At 50.3% G+C, this 15,542-nt stretch carries 16 protein-coding genes and 1 pseudogene; 2 read left to right on the top strand and 15 right to left on the bottom strand.

The annotated features are described in order from the left end of the window. Positions 1 to 49 precede the first annotated feature (49 nt). From ACTHTU_RS08760 to argB, 10 genes and pseudogenes are all read right to left on the bottom strand, one after another. Positions 50 to 505, bottom strand: a pseudogene (locus ACTHTU_RS08760) (IS1595 family transposase); the annotation flags it as partial. Between the two features lie 46 nt (positions 506 to 551). Continuing rightward, positions 552 to 977 carry a hypothetical protein gene (locus tag ACTHTU_RS08755; protein ID WP_440362329.1) on the bottom strand — a complete coding sequence of 142 codons (426 nt, stop codon included), beginning with the start codon at positions 975 to 977 and terminating at the stop codon, positions 552 to 554. After that, entirely contained in the window at positions 974 to 1,543 is a 570-nt protein-coding gene (locus tag ACTHTU_RS08750; RefSeq protein ID WP_440362328.1) for a hypothetical protein, read from the bottom strand. Before ACTHTU_RS08750 ends, ACTHTU_RS08755 begins: the two co-directional genes overlap by 4 nt. A 51-nt stretch (positions 1,544 to 1,594) precedes the next feature. Further along, complete coding sequence (locus ACTHTU_RS08745) at positions 1,595 to 1,846, bottom strand: hypothetical protein (RefSeq protein ID WP_440362327.1); 252 nt, start codon at positions 1,844 to 1,846, stop codon at positions 1,595 to 1,597. 9 nt (positions 1,847 to 1,855) lie between these two features. Then, positions 1,856 to 2,563: an SIMPL domain-containing protein gene (locus ACTHTU_RS08740; RefSeq protein ID WP_440362326.1), complete on the bottom strand. Its 708-nt coding sequence runs from the start codon at positions 2,561 to 2,563 to the stop codon at positions 1,856 to 1,858. A 110-nt stretch (positions 2,564 to 2,673) separates the two neighbouring features. Next, positions 2,674 to 3,165, bottom strand: coding sequence for a DUF1841 family protein (locus tag ACTHTU_RS08735; protein ID WP_003746196.1), 492 nt, complete (start codon positions 3,163 to 3,165; stop codon positions 2,674 to 2,676). A gap of 101 nt (positions 3,166 to 3,266) precedes the next feature. Next, entirely contained in the window at positions 3,267 to 3,542 is a 276-nt protein-coding gene (gene ftsB, locus ACTHTU_RS08730) for a cell division protein FtsB (protein ID WP_003679613.1), read from the bottom strand. A gap of 23 nt (positions 3,543 to 3,565) precedes the next feature. After that, positions 3,566 to 4,852 (bottom strand): phosphopyruvate hydratase, encoded by a 1,287-nt coding sequence (gene eno, locus ACTHTU_RS08725; RefSeq protein WP_107736970.1) that lies wholly within the window; start codon positions 4,850 to 4,852, stop codon positions 3,566 to 3,568. A 40-nt stretch (positions 4,853 to 4,892) separates the two neighbouring features. Further along, on the bottom strand, positions 4,893 to 5,051 hold the full coding sequence (locus tag ACTHTU_RS08720; protein WP_440362325.1) for a hypothetical protein: 159 nt from the start codon (positions 5,049 to 5,051) through the stop codon (positions 4,893 to 4,895). Positions 5,052 to 5,113: 62 nt separating this feature from the next. Beyond that, entirely contained in the window at positions 5,114 to 6,001 is an 888-nt protein-coding gene (gene argB, locus ACTHTU_RS08715; RefSeq protein ID WP_049323441.1) for an acetylglutamate kinase, read from the bottom strand. 174 nt (positions 6,002 to 6,175) lie between these two features. Between argB and ACTHTU_RS08710 the strand changes: the two genes are divergently transcribed. Together ACTHTU_RS08710 and lgt are read left to right on the top strand one after the other, a co-directional pair. Further along, the gene (locus tag ACTHTU_RS08710) at positions 6,176 to 7,306 is read left to right on the top strand and encodes a M14 family metallopeptidase (protein ID WP_440362324.1); all 1,131 of its coding nucleotides are present in this window, start codon (positions 6,176 to 6,178) and stop codon (positions 7,304 to 7,306) included. A 74-nt stretch (positions 7,307 to 7,380) separates the two neighbouring features. Continuing rightward, on the top strand, positions 7,381 to 8,241 hold the full coding sequence (lgt, locus tag ACTHTU_RS08705) for a prolipoprotein diacylglyceryl transferase (protein ID WP_440362323.1): 861 nt from the start codon (positions 7,381 to 7,383) through the stop codon (positions 8,239 to 8,241). Between the two features lie 76 nt (positions 8,242 to 8,317). Here the strand turns inward: lgt and trkA are convergent, their stop codons facing one another. The 5 genes from trkA to ACTHTU_RS08680 form a co-directional block, all read right to left on the bottom strand. Next, positions 8,318 to 9,730, bottom strand: coding sequence for a Trk system potassium transporter TrkA (trkA, locus tag ACTHTU_RS08700; protein ID WP_440362322.1), 1,413 nt, complete (start codon positions 9,728 to 9,730; stop codon positions 8,318 to 8,320). Between the two features lie 94 nt (positions 9,731 to 9,824). After that, a complete protein-coding gene (locus ACTHTU_RS08695; RefSeq protein ID WP_440362321.1) occupies positions 9,825 to 11,276 on the bottom strand; it encodes a DASS family sodium-coupled anion symporter in 1,452 nt (483 codons plus the stop codon). Between the two features lie 212 nt (positions 11,277 to 11,488). Then, a complete protein-coding gene (locus ACTHTU_RS08690) occupies positions 11,489 to 12,742 on the bottom strand; it encodes a complex I 51 kDa subunit family protein (RefSeq protein WP_440362320.1) in 1,254 nt (417 codons plus the stop codon). Next, positions 12,739 to 14,367: an FAD-binding protein gene (locus ACTHTU_RS08685; RefSeq protein WP_440362319.1), complete on the bottom strand. Its 1,629-nt coding sequence runs from the start codon at positions 14,365 to 14,367 to the stop codon at positions 12,739 to 12,741. The genes ACTHTU_RS08690 and ACTHTU_RS08685 overlap by 4 nt, the downstream gene beginning before the upstream one ends. Continuing rightward, positions 14,367 to 15,005, bottom strand: a complete 639-nt coding sequence (locus ACTHTU_RS08680) for a 2Fe-2S iron-sulfur cluster-binding protein (protein WP_440362318.1) — start codon at positions 15,003 to 15,005, stop codon at positions 14,367 to 14,369. Before ACTHTU_RS08680 ends, ACTHTU_RS08685 begins: the two co-directional genes overlap by 1 nt. Positions 15,006 to 15,542 lie beyond the last annotated feature (537 nt).

Here is a 15,542-nt window from a genome sequence, read left to right as displayed (position 1 = left end):
CCGGACTTTTTGCGCTCGTGGTTTTCCCAATCCTGGTAGCGGTTGTCTTGTGATTAATGCGGTGGTGGGTAAATCCGCTTACATCCAACACATCATAGCTACTCAAACAATCCGTATAGACAATACTGTCAGGCATAATTTTCTTTGTGATAACAGGAAATAACGTCTCTCTTTTAGCGTTCTCAATAACCACGGTATAAACCTTGCCGCCGCGTTTGAGAATACCAAAAACTGCCACCTTGTCTGCCGCACCGCGTCCACGTTTGCCTTTGCGGTGTCCGCCAAAATAGCTCTCGTCCAACTCAACTGAGCCGTCAAAAACCGTATCGGCTTCCAGTGAAAGATGATGGCTGATGACTTCGCGAATCTTGCGGTAAAACAGCACTGCCGAATTGGGGTGGATGCCCGATAAATCAGCTGCTGAACGGGCGGTAACTTCGAGTACAAAAAACTGGAGCAGTTTCTTTTGAATACTCTTTTTTAGTTTACAATGGGTTATCTTCATTTTTGCAGTCTAACATGACTGCTTATCTAGTACAGCCCCTAAATTTTTATTCATGGAGATTTTCATTTATTAAAAATTCGGGTAAGTTTTTAAACAAAAAAAATTCATCTCCCCAATTAATCATATTCAACACTGATTGGGAAAAAATTAGCCGAAACCCGATTTCATCATCATCAAGATATAGTTTTCTCATTTCCAATAGGTCTTCATCTTTAAGGAAACCAAAAAAATCAAAATCGGTTAAATCGAATATTTTAAGCTCTCCATAACTACCTAAAGATACGTTTTCAGCTTCCTTGTTGATTTCATAAGACAGATTCGGTTCGCTGCCATTACACTTAAATAAAACAGGGATCCCTTCCAAATTAAACTGTATTTCATCGGGACGTTGGACATCAATATCAAGATCCGTTTCGTCATATATGAAGAAAAGCCCCTTTACTGATAAAATCCTTCCATTTAACTCATTCATTTATTTACCCTTATCCCTTCTTTTACTGATGGATTAGTTAAGCCATTTTTCAAAATTGTTATAAACTCTCCTTCAGGAGATGTTACTACTACATTATTTCCTTTAATTCTAAATAAAACTGATCCACGTGCATGATTTGCACCTTGCCTGATTCCCTGCCCGTTAAAAGTTCCTACCCTTAACTCATCTGGCCGTTTAGCAATTTCATAAATAAATTTTTTAAAACTTTCTCTTCCGCTAGAAGTTTTCATATCAAATCCATGTTCAGTAGCATGTTTTCCTACTTTGCGACCAAATTGGTTATCGGCTAAAGAAAATCTTTGCGGGTTCCAAGATGCTTTTTGAAATTCCTTAGGAATTTTAGCAAAATCAATTTCTAATCTTGCCAACTCTTCTTGTATCTTGCTTACTTTAACCTCAAGTTGTTCAAATCTTCTAGGCGAGCCTTTCGCATCTTTGGCTAATTCAAACAATTTCTTGGCTGTGTGCAAATCCCCCGCTTCTTTGGCAGCTTCGTAGGCCTTTCTGAAATCGCGGACGGTTTCTAGTTTTTTAGCTACTTTCACTCCTGGAATGGCAAAAATAGTTGCAACAGCATAATCTCTAAACGTGTCGGCCTATTTGAAATCTTTAATCGTTCCGACAACCGTCATATCGGTAAGCAGTTCGCTGCCAATCCGCATCATTTTTGCATTGGCGGCAATTTCTTCCGGTGATTTGCCGTAAGACATTAACACAACAGTATCGGTTTTGCCGAACTCTTCGCTATGAGCCTGCCTTCTTTCGGGATTAAATGCCATTTTAATCATTGAGTAATATAAAAGGCCGTCTGAAAAATATACTTTCAGACGGCCTTTCAAATGATTCAAAAGAAAATCCTACATTTGTACCGAGCCACTGACGGTCAGGCTGATTTCTTCCGAACCTGGAGAGGCTGGTACACCATCTTCTATTCCCGCAGCCATCTCTGCGACAGGGGCTGCCCGTAACATTTTGGCGCGTGCGAAATCGCCGCCGACTTGGCGGTTGCCGATGTGGCCCAGGTTGAGTTTAACGATTTTGTAGCTGGAGAAGCCGAGCGTTTGGGCGAGGTTTTGGGCGCGGTCTTTGAAGCGCAGGATGACGGCTTTGCTCAGTTGGTCGACGGTTTCTTCGCGTTTTTCTTTGGATACGGAAAATGAAGAGTTTTCCAAAACGGCGATATTGATGCTGTCGGCAATCAGGCGGTTGAGTGCTTCAAAGTCTTTGCTTTCTACTTTGAAGTAAGCGTGTTCTTCCCAGCCGGTTTGGGTACGTTTGCCGTTGGTGTATTGATAGCGCGGTGAGGCGTTGCGCTCCATTAGCTCGGCTTTAAATTTGCTGTTTTGGGAGATTTTGTTGAACTGGTTGAATTTCTTCATGAAGGCTTGGTTGACGGCTTGACGGTCTTTGCCTTCTGCATTGACGCTGAAATACGCGGTCATGGTGTCCCGTGGTACTTCCATGTTGGCGGATTCGGAAAATTCAACGATGTTGTAGTTGAGGCTTTCTGCTGCTACGGGCAGGGAGGCGGCTAGCAGTAGGGCGGTAAAGGCTGGACGGAGCATTTTGGTTTCCTTATAAGGGGATTTCAAAAAAGTAATTTAGCATGAAAGATGGAAACGTTGGCTTTGGCAAGCGTAAGGATTTGTATGGGCTGAGGCCGTCTGAAAAGAAGTTACTTTGTATCCATCAGGCCGACTTCATGGGGATTGAGGCGGGCGTTTTCTTCTTGGCCTAAGCCGATCAATTTCCTCAAGCGGGTCATGTAGGCGTTGACATCTAGGCCCCGTCCGTAGCGTTGCGCTTCCCAGATGGTTTCTGCCAAGGCTTCCATCATATCGTGTTCAGCTTTGACCCAGTCGCCGTTGTAACGGGCGCAAAGTTGTTGGTGGATGGCACGGATGCCCGGCGGTTGGTCGATGGCGCTTTGCTCTTGTAGGGAAAGGTGTAGCGACATGTGCAGGAATGGGTTGCTTTCGCCGTCTTCGGGCAGCCATTCTTTATCTAAATATTGTTCGATGTCTTCGAGATAGTGTCCGTATTCGGGATGGGCTTCGATAATGCGTAAGGCTTTTTGCTGTAGGCCGTCCAATTGGAGTGGTGCGAGTCTGTGTTGCCAGACGTGGGCAAAAAATCGGCGGACATCGTGGGTGTTTACGTCATACATGATGGGTGTAATTTGATTTTGGGATATGTGATTATATAGCGATTGCGATAAAAAAGGCCGTCTGAAAAGTGTGTTTTCAGACGGCCTTTGTTTGATAGGGTTTAGCGGCGGTCGATGATTCGGTAATATACTTCGCCGTCTTGGACGTAGCCCAATTCGACGCGGGCAATTTCGGCGATAGCCTCTTGTCCGTGTGCCAAGTCTTCAACTTCCGCATTGAGGAAATTGTTGCGTAAAGTGAGCGTTTGGTTTTTTTCCTCCTGACGGACGAGCTGCTCCTGCAATTCTTCCGTATGCCCGACGCTGCCTTTACCAAACCAAAGGCTGTACTGACAGCACAAAAGTGCGAAGGTTAAAACAAAAGTCACCCACTTCATACAATCAATATCCTATATTTTTCTTATTTGCCCAGTTGGTAGAATGCGGCTTTGCCAGGGTAGTAAGCGGCTTCGGCCAATTCTTCTTCAATGCGCAGCAATTGGTTGTATTTCGCCATGCGGTCGGAGCGGGACAGGGAGCCGGTTTTGATTTGCATACAGTTGGTGGCAACTGCCAAGTCGGCAATGGTGCTGTCTTCGGTTTCGCCGGAACGGTGGCTCATTACGCTGGCGTAGCGGTTGCGTTTGGCCAAGTCGACGGCTTGCAGGGTTTCGCTCAATGTACCGATTTGGTTGACTTTGACCAGCAATGCGTTTGCCACTCCTTTTTCGATGCCTTCGGCCAAGATTTTTGGATTGGTTACGAACAAGTCGTCGCCGACCAATTGAACTTTTTTGCCCAATTTTTCGGTCAGCAGTTTCCAGCCTTCCCAGTCGTTTTCGTCCATGCCGTCTTCGATGGAAATGATTGGGAATTCGTTAACTAGGCCTTCCAGGTATTCGGCAAATTCTGCGCTGGTGTAGGAGCGGCCTTCTGCTTCCAGGTGGTATTGGCCGTCTTTGTAGAACTCGCTGGATGCGCAGTCCAGGGCGAACAATACGTCTTCGCCTGCTTTGTAGCCGGCGGCTTCGGTGGCTTCCACCATCAATTGCAGGGCTTCTTTGTGGCTGTTCAGGTTGGGTGCAAAACCGCCTTCATCGCCAACGGTAGTCGGGAAGCCTTTGCTATCGCACAGTTTTTTCAGCGCGTGGAAAATTTCGGCACCGCAACGCAGGGCTTCGCGGAAAGATTTTGCGCCAACAGGCATGATCATGAATTCTTGGATGTTCAGGCTGTTGTTGGCGTGTTCGCCGCCGTTGATAACGTTCATCATTGGAACCGGCAGAGCCATTGGGCCTGCGCCGCCCAAGTAACGGTACAGCGGCAGGCCTGAATCTTCAGCGGCCGCGCGTGCTACGGCCATGGAAACGGCCAAAGTGGCGTTGGCACCCAAGTTACCTTTGTTTTCAGTACCGTCCAATTCGATCATGATTTGGTCGATATAAGATTGTTCGCTGGCATCGATGCCGATGAGGGCTTGCGCGATTTGGTTGTTAACGTGGTCAACGGCTTTCAATACGCCTTTGCCCAAGTAACGAGATTTGTCGCCGTCACGCAATTCCAAAGCTTCTTTTTGACCGGTTGATGCGCCGCTTGGTACGGCTGCACGGCCCATGACGCCGGATTCCAACAATACGTCACACTCTACAGTAGGGTTGCCGCGAGAGTCTAAGATTTCGCGTGCAAAAATATCAACGATTGCGCTCATGAATATCTCCAAATAGGATGGTAAAAGAAAAGTAGCTTTGTTACGCTTCAGACGGCCTTGAGGATGATTGCCGAAGTCTGATGAATGCAGACATTATACCGTCTTTGCCGGGCATGGCATCGGCGTCGGTATAAAACCGACTGTAAGTTTGTTTCACGTCAATATCGCTCAAACAAACATAAGCCGTATAGTGTAACATTTTTTACCCTTTTTAGGGTGAAAAGCTGATTAAATCAGGCATAAGGCCGTCTAAAAACCAGATTAGCCTTCGCCCAAAATCATCGAGCCTACGCCGTCATCGGTCAGTACCTCCAAGAGCAGGGCGTTGGGAACGCGGCCGTCTATGATGTGCGTGGCTTTGACGCCGCTTTTGGCGGCTTCGACGGCAGAGGCGATTTTAGGCAGCATGCCGCCGTACAGCGTGCCGTCTTCAATCAGTTCGTCAATGCGGCTTGGCGTCAGAGTGGTCAATAATTTGCCTTCTTTATCCAGTACGCCGGGGATGTTGGTCATCATCAGCAGTTTTTCGGCTTGAAGTTTTTCCGCCAGTTTGCCGGCAACCAAGTCGGCATTGATGTTGAACGCTTCGCCGTTTTGGCCTACGCCGATGGGTGCGATGACCGGAATGCAGCCGCGCTCGACCAAGCCTTCCACCAAACGGGTATCAATGTCGGCTACGGTGCCGACTTGGCCGATGTCCACACCTTTTTGTTCGGGCGTGTCGATTAGGAGTTTTTCCGCTTTGATGAAGTGGTTGTCCCGGCCGGTAATGCCGACGGCGCGACCACCGAAGGAGGTAATCATGGAAACGATTTCTTTATTGACGTGTCCGCCCAAAACCATTTCTACGATGTCCATGGTTTCGCTGTCGGTGACGCGCATGCCTTGAACAAATTCTCCTTTTTTGCCGACTTTTTCCAGCATTTCATTGATTTGCGGGCCGCCGCCGTGAACGATGACGGGATGCAGTCCGATCAGTTTGAGCAGGACGACATCGCGTGCGAAGCCCTCTTTTAAGGCCGACTCGGTCATGGCGTTGCCGCCGTATTTGATGACGATGATGGAACCGGAAAAACGGCGGATATAAGGTAAAGATTCGGCAAGGACGCGCGCTTTGATCGCAGAGGAGACAGATTGTTGCTGAGTCATGGTTTCAACCTTGTTTCATGATTTCGGCCTTTATCTTAATCCCAAAGGCCGTCTGAAACAATATTTCCAAGCGCTTGAAATCCTGTTAAATCAGTTAAATGGTTGAAACCAGCCTCATGCAAACGGTAAAATGACGGTTTGCTTCGGCCTCTTTGCCGATTACTAAGGATACCCATGATGAAAATCAGCACCCAATTCGATGCCGGTTCGGTCGTTGTCAAAGACTTGAGCAACCCTGCCGATATCCGTCTCGCCCTGCGTCCCGACAATGCTTCGGAGTTTGCCCAATGGTTTTACTTCCGTTTGCAGGGTGCGGCCTATCAAAACTGCGTGATGCATTTTGAAAATGCGGCGGACGCTGCGTATCCTTTGGGCTGGGAGGACTATCAGGCTTGCGCTTCTTACGACCGCCAAAATTGGTTCCGCGTGCCGACCAGCTATGAAAACGGCGTGTTGACCATCAACCATACGCCTTTGTCCAACAGCGTTTACTACGCTTATTTCGAGCCTTATTCCAACGAGCAGCATTTGAACCTTTTGGGCGATGCGCAGGGCAGCGGTTTGTGCCGTATCGACGACTTGGGCAGTACCGTTCAAGGCCGTGATATTAATCTGTTGACCATCGGCAACCAAGTCGAAAGCGACATGAAAGTCTGGATTATCGCCCGTCAGCATCCGGGTGAAACCATGGCGGAATGGTTTGTCGAAGGTTTGCTGGGCCGTCTGCTTGATCCGCAAGATCCGACCGCGCGCATGCTGCTTGACCGTGCGACTTTTTACATCGTGCCGAATATGAATCCGGACGGCTCGGTATTGGGCAACCTGCGCACCAATGCCGCCGGTGCCAACCTTAACCGCGAATGGGAAAACCCGACTTTGGAACGAAGCCCCGAAGTTTTTACCGTCCGTGAAAAAATGATGGAAACCGGCGTGGATTTGTTCTTGGATATTCACGGCGATGAAGGCCTGCCGTTTGTCTTTGTGGCCGGTACCGAAGGCGTGCCGAACTACAACGAGCGCATCGAAGCCTTGGAAGACCAATTCAAGCTCGCGCTGTTCAATGCCAGCCCAGATTTCCAAGACGATTACGGCTATGACAAAGATGCGCCGGGTCAGGCAAACATGACTTTGGCGACCAACTGGGTCGGCAATCATTTCAACTGCCTTGCCTATACTTTGGAAATGCCGTTTAAAGACAATGCCAATCTGCCGGACGATGATTTCGGCTGGAACGGCCAACGCTCGCTGCGCTTGGGCGAGGCAATGTTGTCTGCTATTTTGAATGTGGTTGACGATTTGCGTTAAACCATCCGACACCGCATACAGGCCGTCTGAAAGTTCAGGCTTTCAGACGGCCTTTGAGATAAGGAACACACATCATGATAATACATCCCCAGTTTGATCCGGTGCTGATCAGCATCGGCCCGCTTGCCATCCGCTGGTATGCTTTGAGCTATATTGTCGGCTTTATCCTGTTTACGATTTTGGGCCGCCGCCGTATCGCGCAGGGCAATTCTGTGTTTACCAAAGAAACACTCGACGATTTCCTGACTTGGGGTATCTTGGGCGTCATCTTGGGCGGCCGTATCGGCTACGTTTTGTTTTATAAATTTTCCGACTATCTGGCCAACCCGTTGGATATTTTCAAAGTTTGGGAAGGCGGCATGTCGTTTCACGGCGGCTTCTTGGGTGTGGTCGTTACCATGTGGCTGTTTGGCCGCAAGCACAACATCAGTATCTTGAAATTGATGGATACCGTTGCGCCGCTCGTACCGCTGGGCTTGGCTTCCGGCCGTATCGGCAACTTTATCAACGGCGAACTTTGGGGACGCGTGACCGAACTCAATGCTTTCTGGGCAATGGGTTTCCCGCAAGCGCGTTACGAAGATGCGGAAGCTGCAGCGCACAATCCTTTGTGGGCCGAATGGCTGCAACAATACGGCATGTTGCCGCGCCATCCATCTCAGCTTTACCAGTTTGCCCTTGAAGGCATTTGCCTGTTTGTCATCGTTTGGATTTTCTCAAAAAAACCACGTCCGGCCGGACAAACGGCAGCATTGTTCTTGGGCGGTTACGGTTTGTTCCGCTTTATTGCCGAATTTGCCCGTCAGCCTGACGACTATCTCGGCCTGTTGACCTTGGGTTTGTCCATGGGTCAATGGTTGAGCGTGCCGATGATTGTATTGGGTGTGATTGGTTTTGTTTGGTTTGGTCGTAAGAACAATGTTACCAAAGCGTAAATAAAACAAGAATAAAGGCCGTCTGAAAAGGTTTTCAGACGGCCTTTTTATCGCTTCAAGCAAACGGATTTCGGGTTTAACCAAAAAAGCCCATTTTGACTTGAATGAGTTTTTCCAGCTCCGGTAGGACGCGGCGGCGTGAAACGAAGAAGATAATGTGGTCGCCGTCTTGGAGGATGGTTTCGGTGTGGTGTCCCATGATGACCTCGCCGGTTGCGCCGCGGACGATGGCGGCGATGTAGCAGTCGCTTGGCCATTTGATGCCGCTGATGCGGCGGCCGACGATGGCGGAAGTATTTTTATCGCCGTGTACCACCACTTCAATGGCTTCGGCCGTACCACGGCGCAAAGGATGGACGGCAACGATGTCGCCACGGCGGATGTGGGCGAGGATGGAGCCGATGGTAATCAGGTGGGGGGAAACGACGATATCGATTTTGTTGCCTTCGAGCAAATCGACGTAGCTTGAGCGGTTGACGATGGTAATCACGCGTTTGGCACCAAGGTTTTTCGCCAACAGGCTGGACATGATGTTGTTTTCGTCATCATTGGTCAGCGCGCAGAAGACGTCGATTTCGTCGATGTATTCTTCGTCCAGCAGGGTTTCGTCGGTGGCGGAACCTTGCAGGACGAGGGTGTTGTCCAGATTCTCGGCCAGCCATTCGGCGCGCTGGGGTTTGTATTCGATGATTTTGATGTCGTATTTGGATTCAAGCTGCTTGGCGAGGCGGTAGCCGATGTTGCCGCCGCCGGCAATCATGATGCGGCGGGTACGCGCTTCTTTCGGACGCAATTCACGCATGATGGCTTCAACGCTGCTGATGTCGGCGGCAAAAAGTACCTCGTCGCCTTCGATGATGACGGTTTGCGGCGTGGGGACGATAAGGCGGTTGTTGCGGTATATGGCACAGATTTGGCAGTCCGCGCCTTCGGGGAGATGTTGGTTGATGTCGGCAATTTCACGGCTGATCAGCAAACCGCCTTTGCGAGCTTGAACAATCACCATGCGCACTTTATCGTTGGCGAAACTGAGTACCTGCAATGAGCTGGTGTAGTTGAGCAGGCCGACGAGTTGTTCGGTAACCAGCTGTTCGGGGCTGATGGTTTCGGTAATGCCGAAGATGTTGAGGCTGCCTTCTTCGGGGTTGTCGCTGCCGTCAACCGGATATTCGAGGTATTCGCTTGAGCGCACGCGTGCAATACGGCCGGGGATGTTGAACAGGTCGGCGGCGATTTTGGAGGCAACGATGTTGGTTTCGTCGCTGCGGGTCAGGGCAAGCAGGAGGTCGGAGTCCGCCGCGCCTGCCTGTTCAAGGGTAAAGGGTGATGCGCCGTTGCCGACGATGGTTTGGACATCGAGGCGACTGCTGATGCGGTTGAGCGCTTTTTCGTCGATGTCGATGATGGTAACGTCGTTGCTGGGAACGGAGGCGAGGTTTTGGGCGACGGTCGAGCCGACTTGGCCGCTGCCGAGAATAAGTATTTTCACGGTAATCGAGTGTGTTCGGTAAAAATGAAATTGTAACAAAAGGCCGTCTGAAATTGGAGTTTCAGACGGCCTGATTTTTCAATCGGCTAAAGGATTACCAATAGCCCAAGGCTTTCCACCACAAGATGCCGACAGTGCTGAAAATCAGGATTTCGACCACGCTCATGATGAAGCCGGCTTTCCACCATTCGGTCATGTTGACGTAGTTTGAGCCGTAAATGACAGGAGCAGAACCGGTGGCGTAGTGGGTCAGCGACATCATGATGCCGGTAGCGGCTGCCATAATCAGGGCAAACAGCATCGGTGGTGCGCCCAAGGCCAAGCCTGCGCCGTAGAATGCGCCGAACATGGCGGTAACGTGTGCCGTACCGCTGGCGAAAACGTAGTGGGCGTAGAGGTAGGCCAGCATCAACAGGGCGCAACCGGTTTCCCAACCCAAGCCCATGTGGGCGATACCGCTTTGCATGGAGTCGGACAACCAACTGATGAGGCCCAGTTTGTTGAGGAAGTTTGCCATCATAACCAAGGCAGCAAACCAAACAATGGTGTCCCACGCGCTTTTTTCTTTTAGCGCGTCGTCCCAAGTCAGTACGCCGGTCAAAAGACACAGGCTCAAGCCGAGGAAGGTGGTGGCAGTAGCGTCAACTTTCACGCCGAACAGCATCTCAGGAATACCCGCCCACAACAGCAGCAGAACCAGGAAAATACCCAGCATGATTTTTTCTTCACGCTTCATCGGTCCCATGGCAGCCAAATGCTCTTTTGCCAATGCAGTGGCGTTAGGGGTTTGTTTGATTTCAGGCGGATACAGGAAATACAGCACCAGCGGCATCAGCAGCATAGCAAGCAGGCCGGGTACGACCATCGCCAAGAACCAAGTACCCCAAGAGAGTTGGATTTCCGAATTGGTGGCTTTGGCAACCAATTCGACGACCAGCGGATTGGGTGCGGTGGCAGTGATAAAAATCAGACAGGTAATCACGTTGGAGTGGAAGTTGACCAGTGAAAGGTATTTACCGATTTTGCCTTCCGTACCTTTTTCAGGGTCAGAGTCGAAGCTCAAGGCAATGGATTTCATAATCGGATGCACAATCGCACCGCCGCGCGCGGTATTACTTGGCGTTACCGGACCGATAACCAAGTCGGCCAATGCCAAGCTGTAACCTACGCCCAGCGTGCGTTTGCCGAAGAGGGAAATCAAGAGGTAGCCGATACGCATACCCAAGCCGGTTTTCAACAGGCCGCGCGAGATGATGATGGCGATACCGATCATCCAGATGAGTGAGTTGTTGAGGCTGCTCAAAGCGTCTTTGGTTGCGTCGGCGGCTTTTTCGTTGGTCACGCCGGTCAGTGCAACCAAGGTAATGCCCAAAATCGCCATTGCACCGATAGGCATGGCTTTGCCGATGATGCCGGCAATGATGCCGACGAACAATGCCAAAAGATGCCATGCGTCAGGCGATACGCCTTGAGGAACGGGGATAACGAACCAGATAAGCAGCGTCAGCACAAGTGCGACCGCAGCAGGAATTGGCTTGAAGCCCATGTTGAATCTCCTAATTTGAGGATTGAAGTATTGGGAAATCGGTTTTCAGACGGCCTGAGTGTTGCTAAAGCCTGTCTGAACGTATTTTGGTAGGTTTGGAAGGTATTTTTCTTATTGGGCTTCTCTTTCATCTTGGAAAGAAGAGAAAGGGATTCGGGTATCGTTTTTCAGACGGCCTTTACAGTAACAGGCCGTCTGAAAACAACGTCGTTTTACTCCTGTTCTTGAAGCAGGCCGTACTCTTCGGGGAAGGTACGCAGCGAGCTTTGCAACACGGTAACCGCGCCGTCAATCAAACCGCAACGGCCGCTTCGTGGCAACAGTTGGCACAGGCTTTGCAGGGCGCGCAGGTCGTCGGGAGTGCCGATGCCGGTGTCCACGCGGTTGAGCAGGCGGGAAAGCTGGAATGTGCCGCCTTTGCACGGAGGGCATTGACCGCATGAGTTGGAAGCAAAAAATTCCACATACTCGGCCACTTTGCGCACCACGCTGGTACCTTCAGAAATCACAATCATCGCGCCGGTACCGAGGCTGGATTTGCGTTCGCGTACGGAAACGAAGTCCAAAGGCACATCCAAATCTTTTACGGTCAAAAGCGTGTTTGACGGGCCGCCGGTAAATACGGCTTTAAACGTGCGGCCTTCGAGCATACCGCCGCCGTGATCGTAAATCAGCGATTGAAGGGTCGTACCCATCGGCAGTTCGTACAGGCCCGGATTCAATACGTCGCCGGAGAGCGAGTAGAGTTTCGTACCGGCCGCATCGCCCAAACCCAAAGATTTGTACCATTCCGCACCTTTGGCAAGGATTTGCGGAATATTGGCGAAGGTTTCGGTATTGTTGATGAGGGTCGGCTCACCGTTGACACCGCTTTCGGCTGGGAAAGGTGGTTTGCGGCGGGGGAAGGGGAAACCGCCTTCCAGCCATGAAATTACGGCAGTTTCTTCGCCGCCGATATAACGGCCTGAAGTTTCAACCAGTTGTAAGTCCAAAGGTTTACCCAAGTAGTTTTCAATACGGATAAACAAATCGCTGTTTTTCCATTGCTCGATGGCCGGTGTGATGGAAGCGATGGATTCGGTTTGATGAGGGTTGACGTACAAAATCGCTTTGTTGGCACGGCAGGCAACGGCGGCAATCAGGACGCCTTCGATGACTTGGTGCGGCGTATTTGCCAATAGTACGCGGTCTTTAAATGTACCCGGTTCGTCTTCGTTGGCATTGCAGACAACGTATTTGTCGCCATTTTTGCTTTGGGCGGCAACGGCCGCTTCCCATTTGCGCCAAGTCGGGAAACCTGCACCGCCCATACCGCAAAGATTGGCATCTTGCAGTTTGGAAACAATGCTTTGAGGATCGGCAAGCGCAGCCAGCAGGCCTTCGCCGCCGCCGACTTTGCGCCACGCGGCTAAATCTGCGCCGACTTGGCGGGAAGGATGCAGTAAGTTTTGATTGGCTTGATTCATGATTGTTGCTCCTGCAAACCGGCGTGTTCGCGCAAATCGAATTTGCCGTAGTCGGGATATAAAACGGGGGCTTTGATGTCGCTGGTCAGACCGGCGCGGGTCATTTCGCGTTGCAGGTCGTGGACGTGTCCGACACCGCCGCGTACTTTTTTCAGCGGCAGGCCGCAATTTGCCGCGGCTTTACCGGCACGGCGGCCGAAGCTGATGATGTCCAAAAGCGCATTGCCCATCAGGCGGTTGCGGCCGTGAATGCCGCCGGTTACTTCGCCGGCGCAATAGAGGCCTTCTACGCAGGTTGCGCCGTTGCCGTTGATTTCGATACCGCCGTTTTGATAGTGCAGGGTAGGATGAATCATGACCGGCTCAACAGTAGGGTCGATGCCGCATTTGTGGGCAACGTGGCCGAGTGTTACCAAACGGTTTAATACGTCAGGGTCGTTAGCAATCAGGCGCGAGGTGTCAAGGAACACGCCGACTTGACCGTCACGTACCACGCCGCGGCCTTCGCGGCATTCGCGCAGAATCGCAGCGGCAACAACATCGCGCGGTTGCAATTCGTCAACGAAACGTTCGCCCAAACCGTTGACCAGTTTGGTGCCTGCAGAGCGCACTGCTTCGGAAATCAGAGCGCCTGCCAAGTGAGGAGGGTGGGCAACGCCGGTCGGGTGGTATTGGAAAGAATCGACATCGCGCAGTTTGGCACCGATACGGTAAGCCATTACCAGGCCGTCTGCAGTCGCGCCATAGTGGTTGGAAGTGGCGAAACCCTGTAAATGCAGGCGTCCGCTGCCGCCGGTTGCCAAGACCACGGCTTTGGCATGAACCAACACCAAAGAACGTTTTTCCAAATCGTACAAAATCGCGCCGACGCAGCGGCCGTGTTCGTCTGATAATAATTCGATGGCGGGGTGGCGGTTGAGCTGGGTAATGTTTTCGTCGAGTTCGACTGCCTCGCGCAGTACGCGCATCATTTCAAGGCCGGTAAAGTCGCGGTAGCTTAAAATACGCGGTACGGTCGTACCGCCTGCGCGTTTGCGGCTTAACATTCCGTTGCTGTCCGCGCCTTTAGCCAAGTCAAAAGTCATGCCCAAGCCAATCAGCCAGCGGATGGCGGACGGCGCATCGGTAACCATTTGCGCCACCAATTCTTTTTTGCCGACGTTGTGGCCGCCTTTGATGGTGTCGTCAAAGTGTTGTTGCAGGCTGTCTTCTGCGCCGACCGCTGCTTGAATGCCGCCTTCTGCCATTACGGTATTGCTGTCGCCGATACGCAGTTTGTTCGCCATGATGACGCGCGCGCCTGCTTCAGTTGCAGACAACGCTGCTGCCGCACCCGCACCGCCGCCGCCGATCACCAATACGTCGGTGTTCAAGTGTTCTGCGCCTGACAAATCATAGTCGTCAATCAGAGGCTGACTGATTAAGAGTTTGGCCAAATCAGGATGGCAGTAATCGCCTTGGTTTGGGCCGATAGGCAGTTTCACACGCGCATTTGCCTGATAGTCAGGGTGAAATTGGCTCAGTAATTCGTTCTTTTCAGGTAAATCGCCGCGCAGCTCCAATGAGGACGCACGCAGGTTGGCAAGGGCGGTTTCGTAGTCTATGCCTTGGATTTTGTTAACCATTACACTGACTCCTCTTCAAATTCGACTTTCATTTTGCCACTGTCGATTTCGCGCAGGCGGCGCATCAAATCCACAGGGCGCAGCGTACGCGCCGCTTTCATACGGCGAGCGAACAGGCCTAAGTGGTTCGGACGGATGTGTTCGGGGCAGGAGAGGGTGCAGAGGTTGCACATCACGCATTGGTCGAAGGTCAGCGCAGCCGCGCCGAAATCACCGGAAACTACCTGCGCTACGCCGTTTTCTACTTGTAAACTTTTAGGACAGGCGCGATTACAGCCGCCGCAATGACGGCAGTTTTGCGCTTCTGGGAAGGCTTTGGCGGTATCGTCCAACCAGTTCCAGCCATCACCAATCTCGCCGACGTCGTAATATTGGATGTGCTCCGGAATAAAGTAATCCAAGAAGCTGACCTGCATACCTTCTTCAACTTTGGTCTCGCATGCCAGTGCGGTGGTGACTTCGCGCTCGCCTTCTTTACGAATCATGCAGCGGCAGGAACCGCATACGCCTTGACCCATACAGCCGACATTGGCAGTAATCGCATTGCCTGAACGGGCATAGGCTTGGATGATTGACGAGTCGGCGGAAGCTTTGACTTCATGGCCGTCTATGGTCAGGGTTAACAAATTTTCACTCATGGTTTGTTCCTGTGAAATTGGAAGTTGGAATAGTGGGTAATTTGATTAATTGTATTTTTATTACATCTATTGTGTGTGAGGAAATATCCAAGTCATTTACTCAGAAATTCTTTTAAAATCAATATTTATCTATATAAGGCGAAGTGTATCAGAATTTGTTGGATTTGATGATAGGGAGGGATTAGCCTTGCTTAAGGAAGAGATTGTAAACAAAATATGCCTATTATTTAGACAAATTAATTATTTATATTTGATTTTAAAGGTAAAAGAAAATTACCTTTTTAGTATATTTGCAAAAATAATCTAATATTTGCTAGTAGAAACCATTATTACATATTAGATAATTTTGCATAGATTGTTGTATATATTGAATAATATTTAGGTATATGAGTAAGTGAAAGGTTGTTATAAAATTTCAAAAAATCAAACAAGTTTGATATCAGTCAAGAAGATTGAGGGAGAAAATGACACAGATTTTACAATTGTGTATTGTATTAGAGAATAAGAAAGGCCGTCTGAAATTTAGGTATTTTCCTT

Source organism: Neisseria sp. P0020.S005, assembly GCF_051957055.1.
Classification (GTDB): domain Bacteria; phylum Pseudomonadota; class Gammaproteobacteria; order Burkholderiales; family Neisseriaceae; genus Neisseria; species Neisseria subflava_A.
This window is presented reverse-complemented; position numbering and strand designations above follow the sequence as displayed.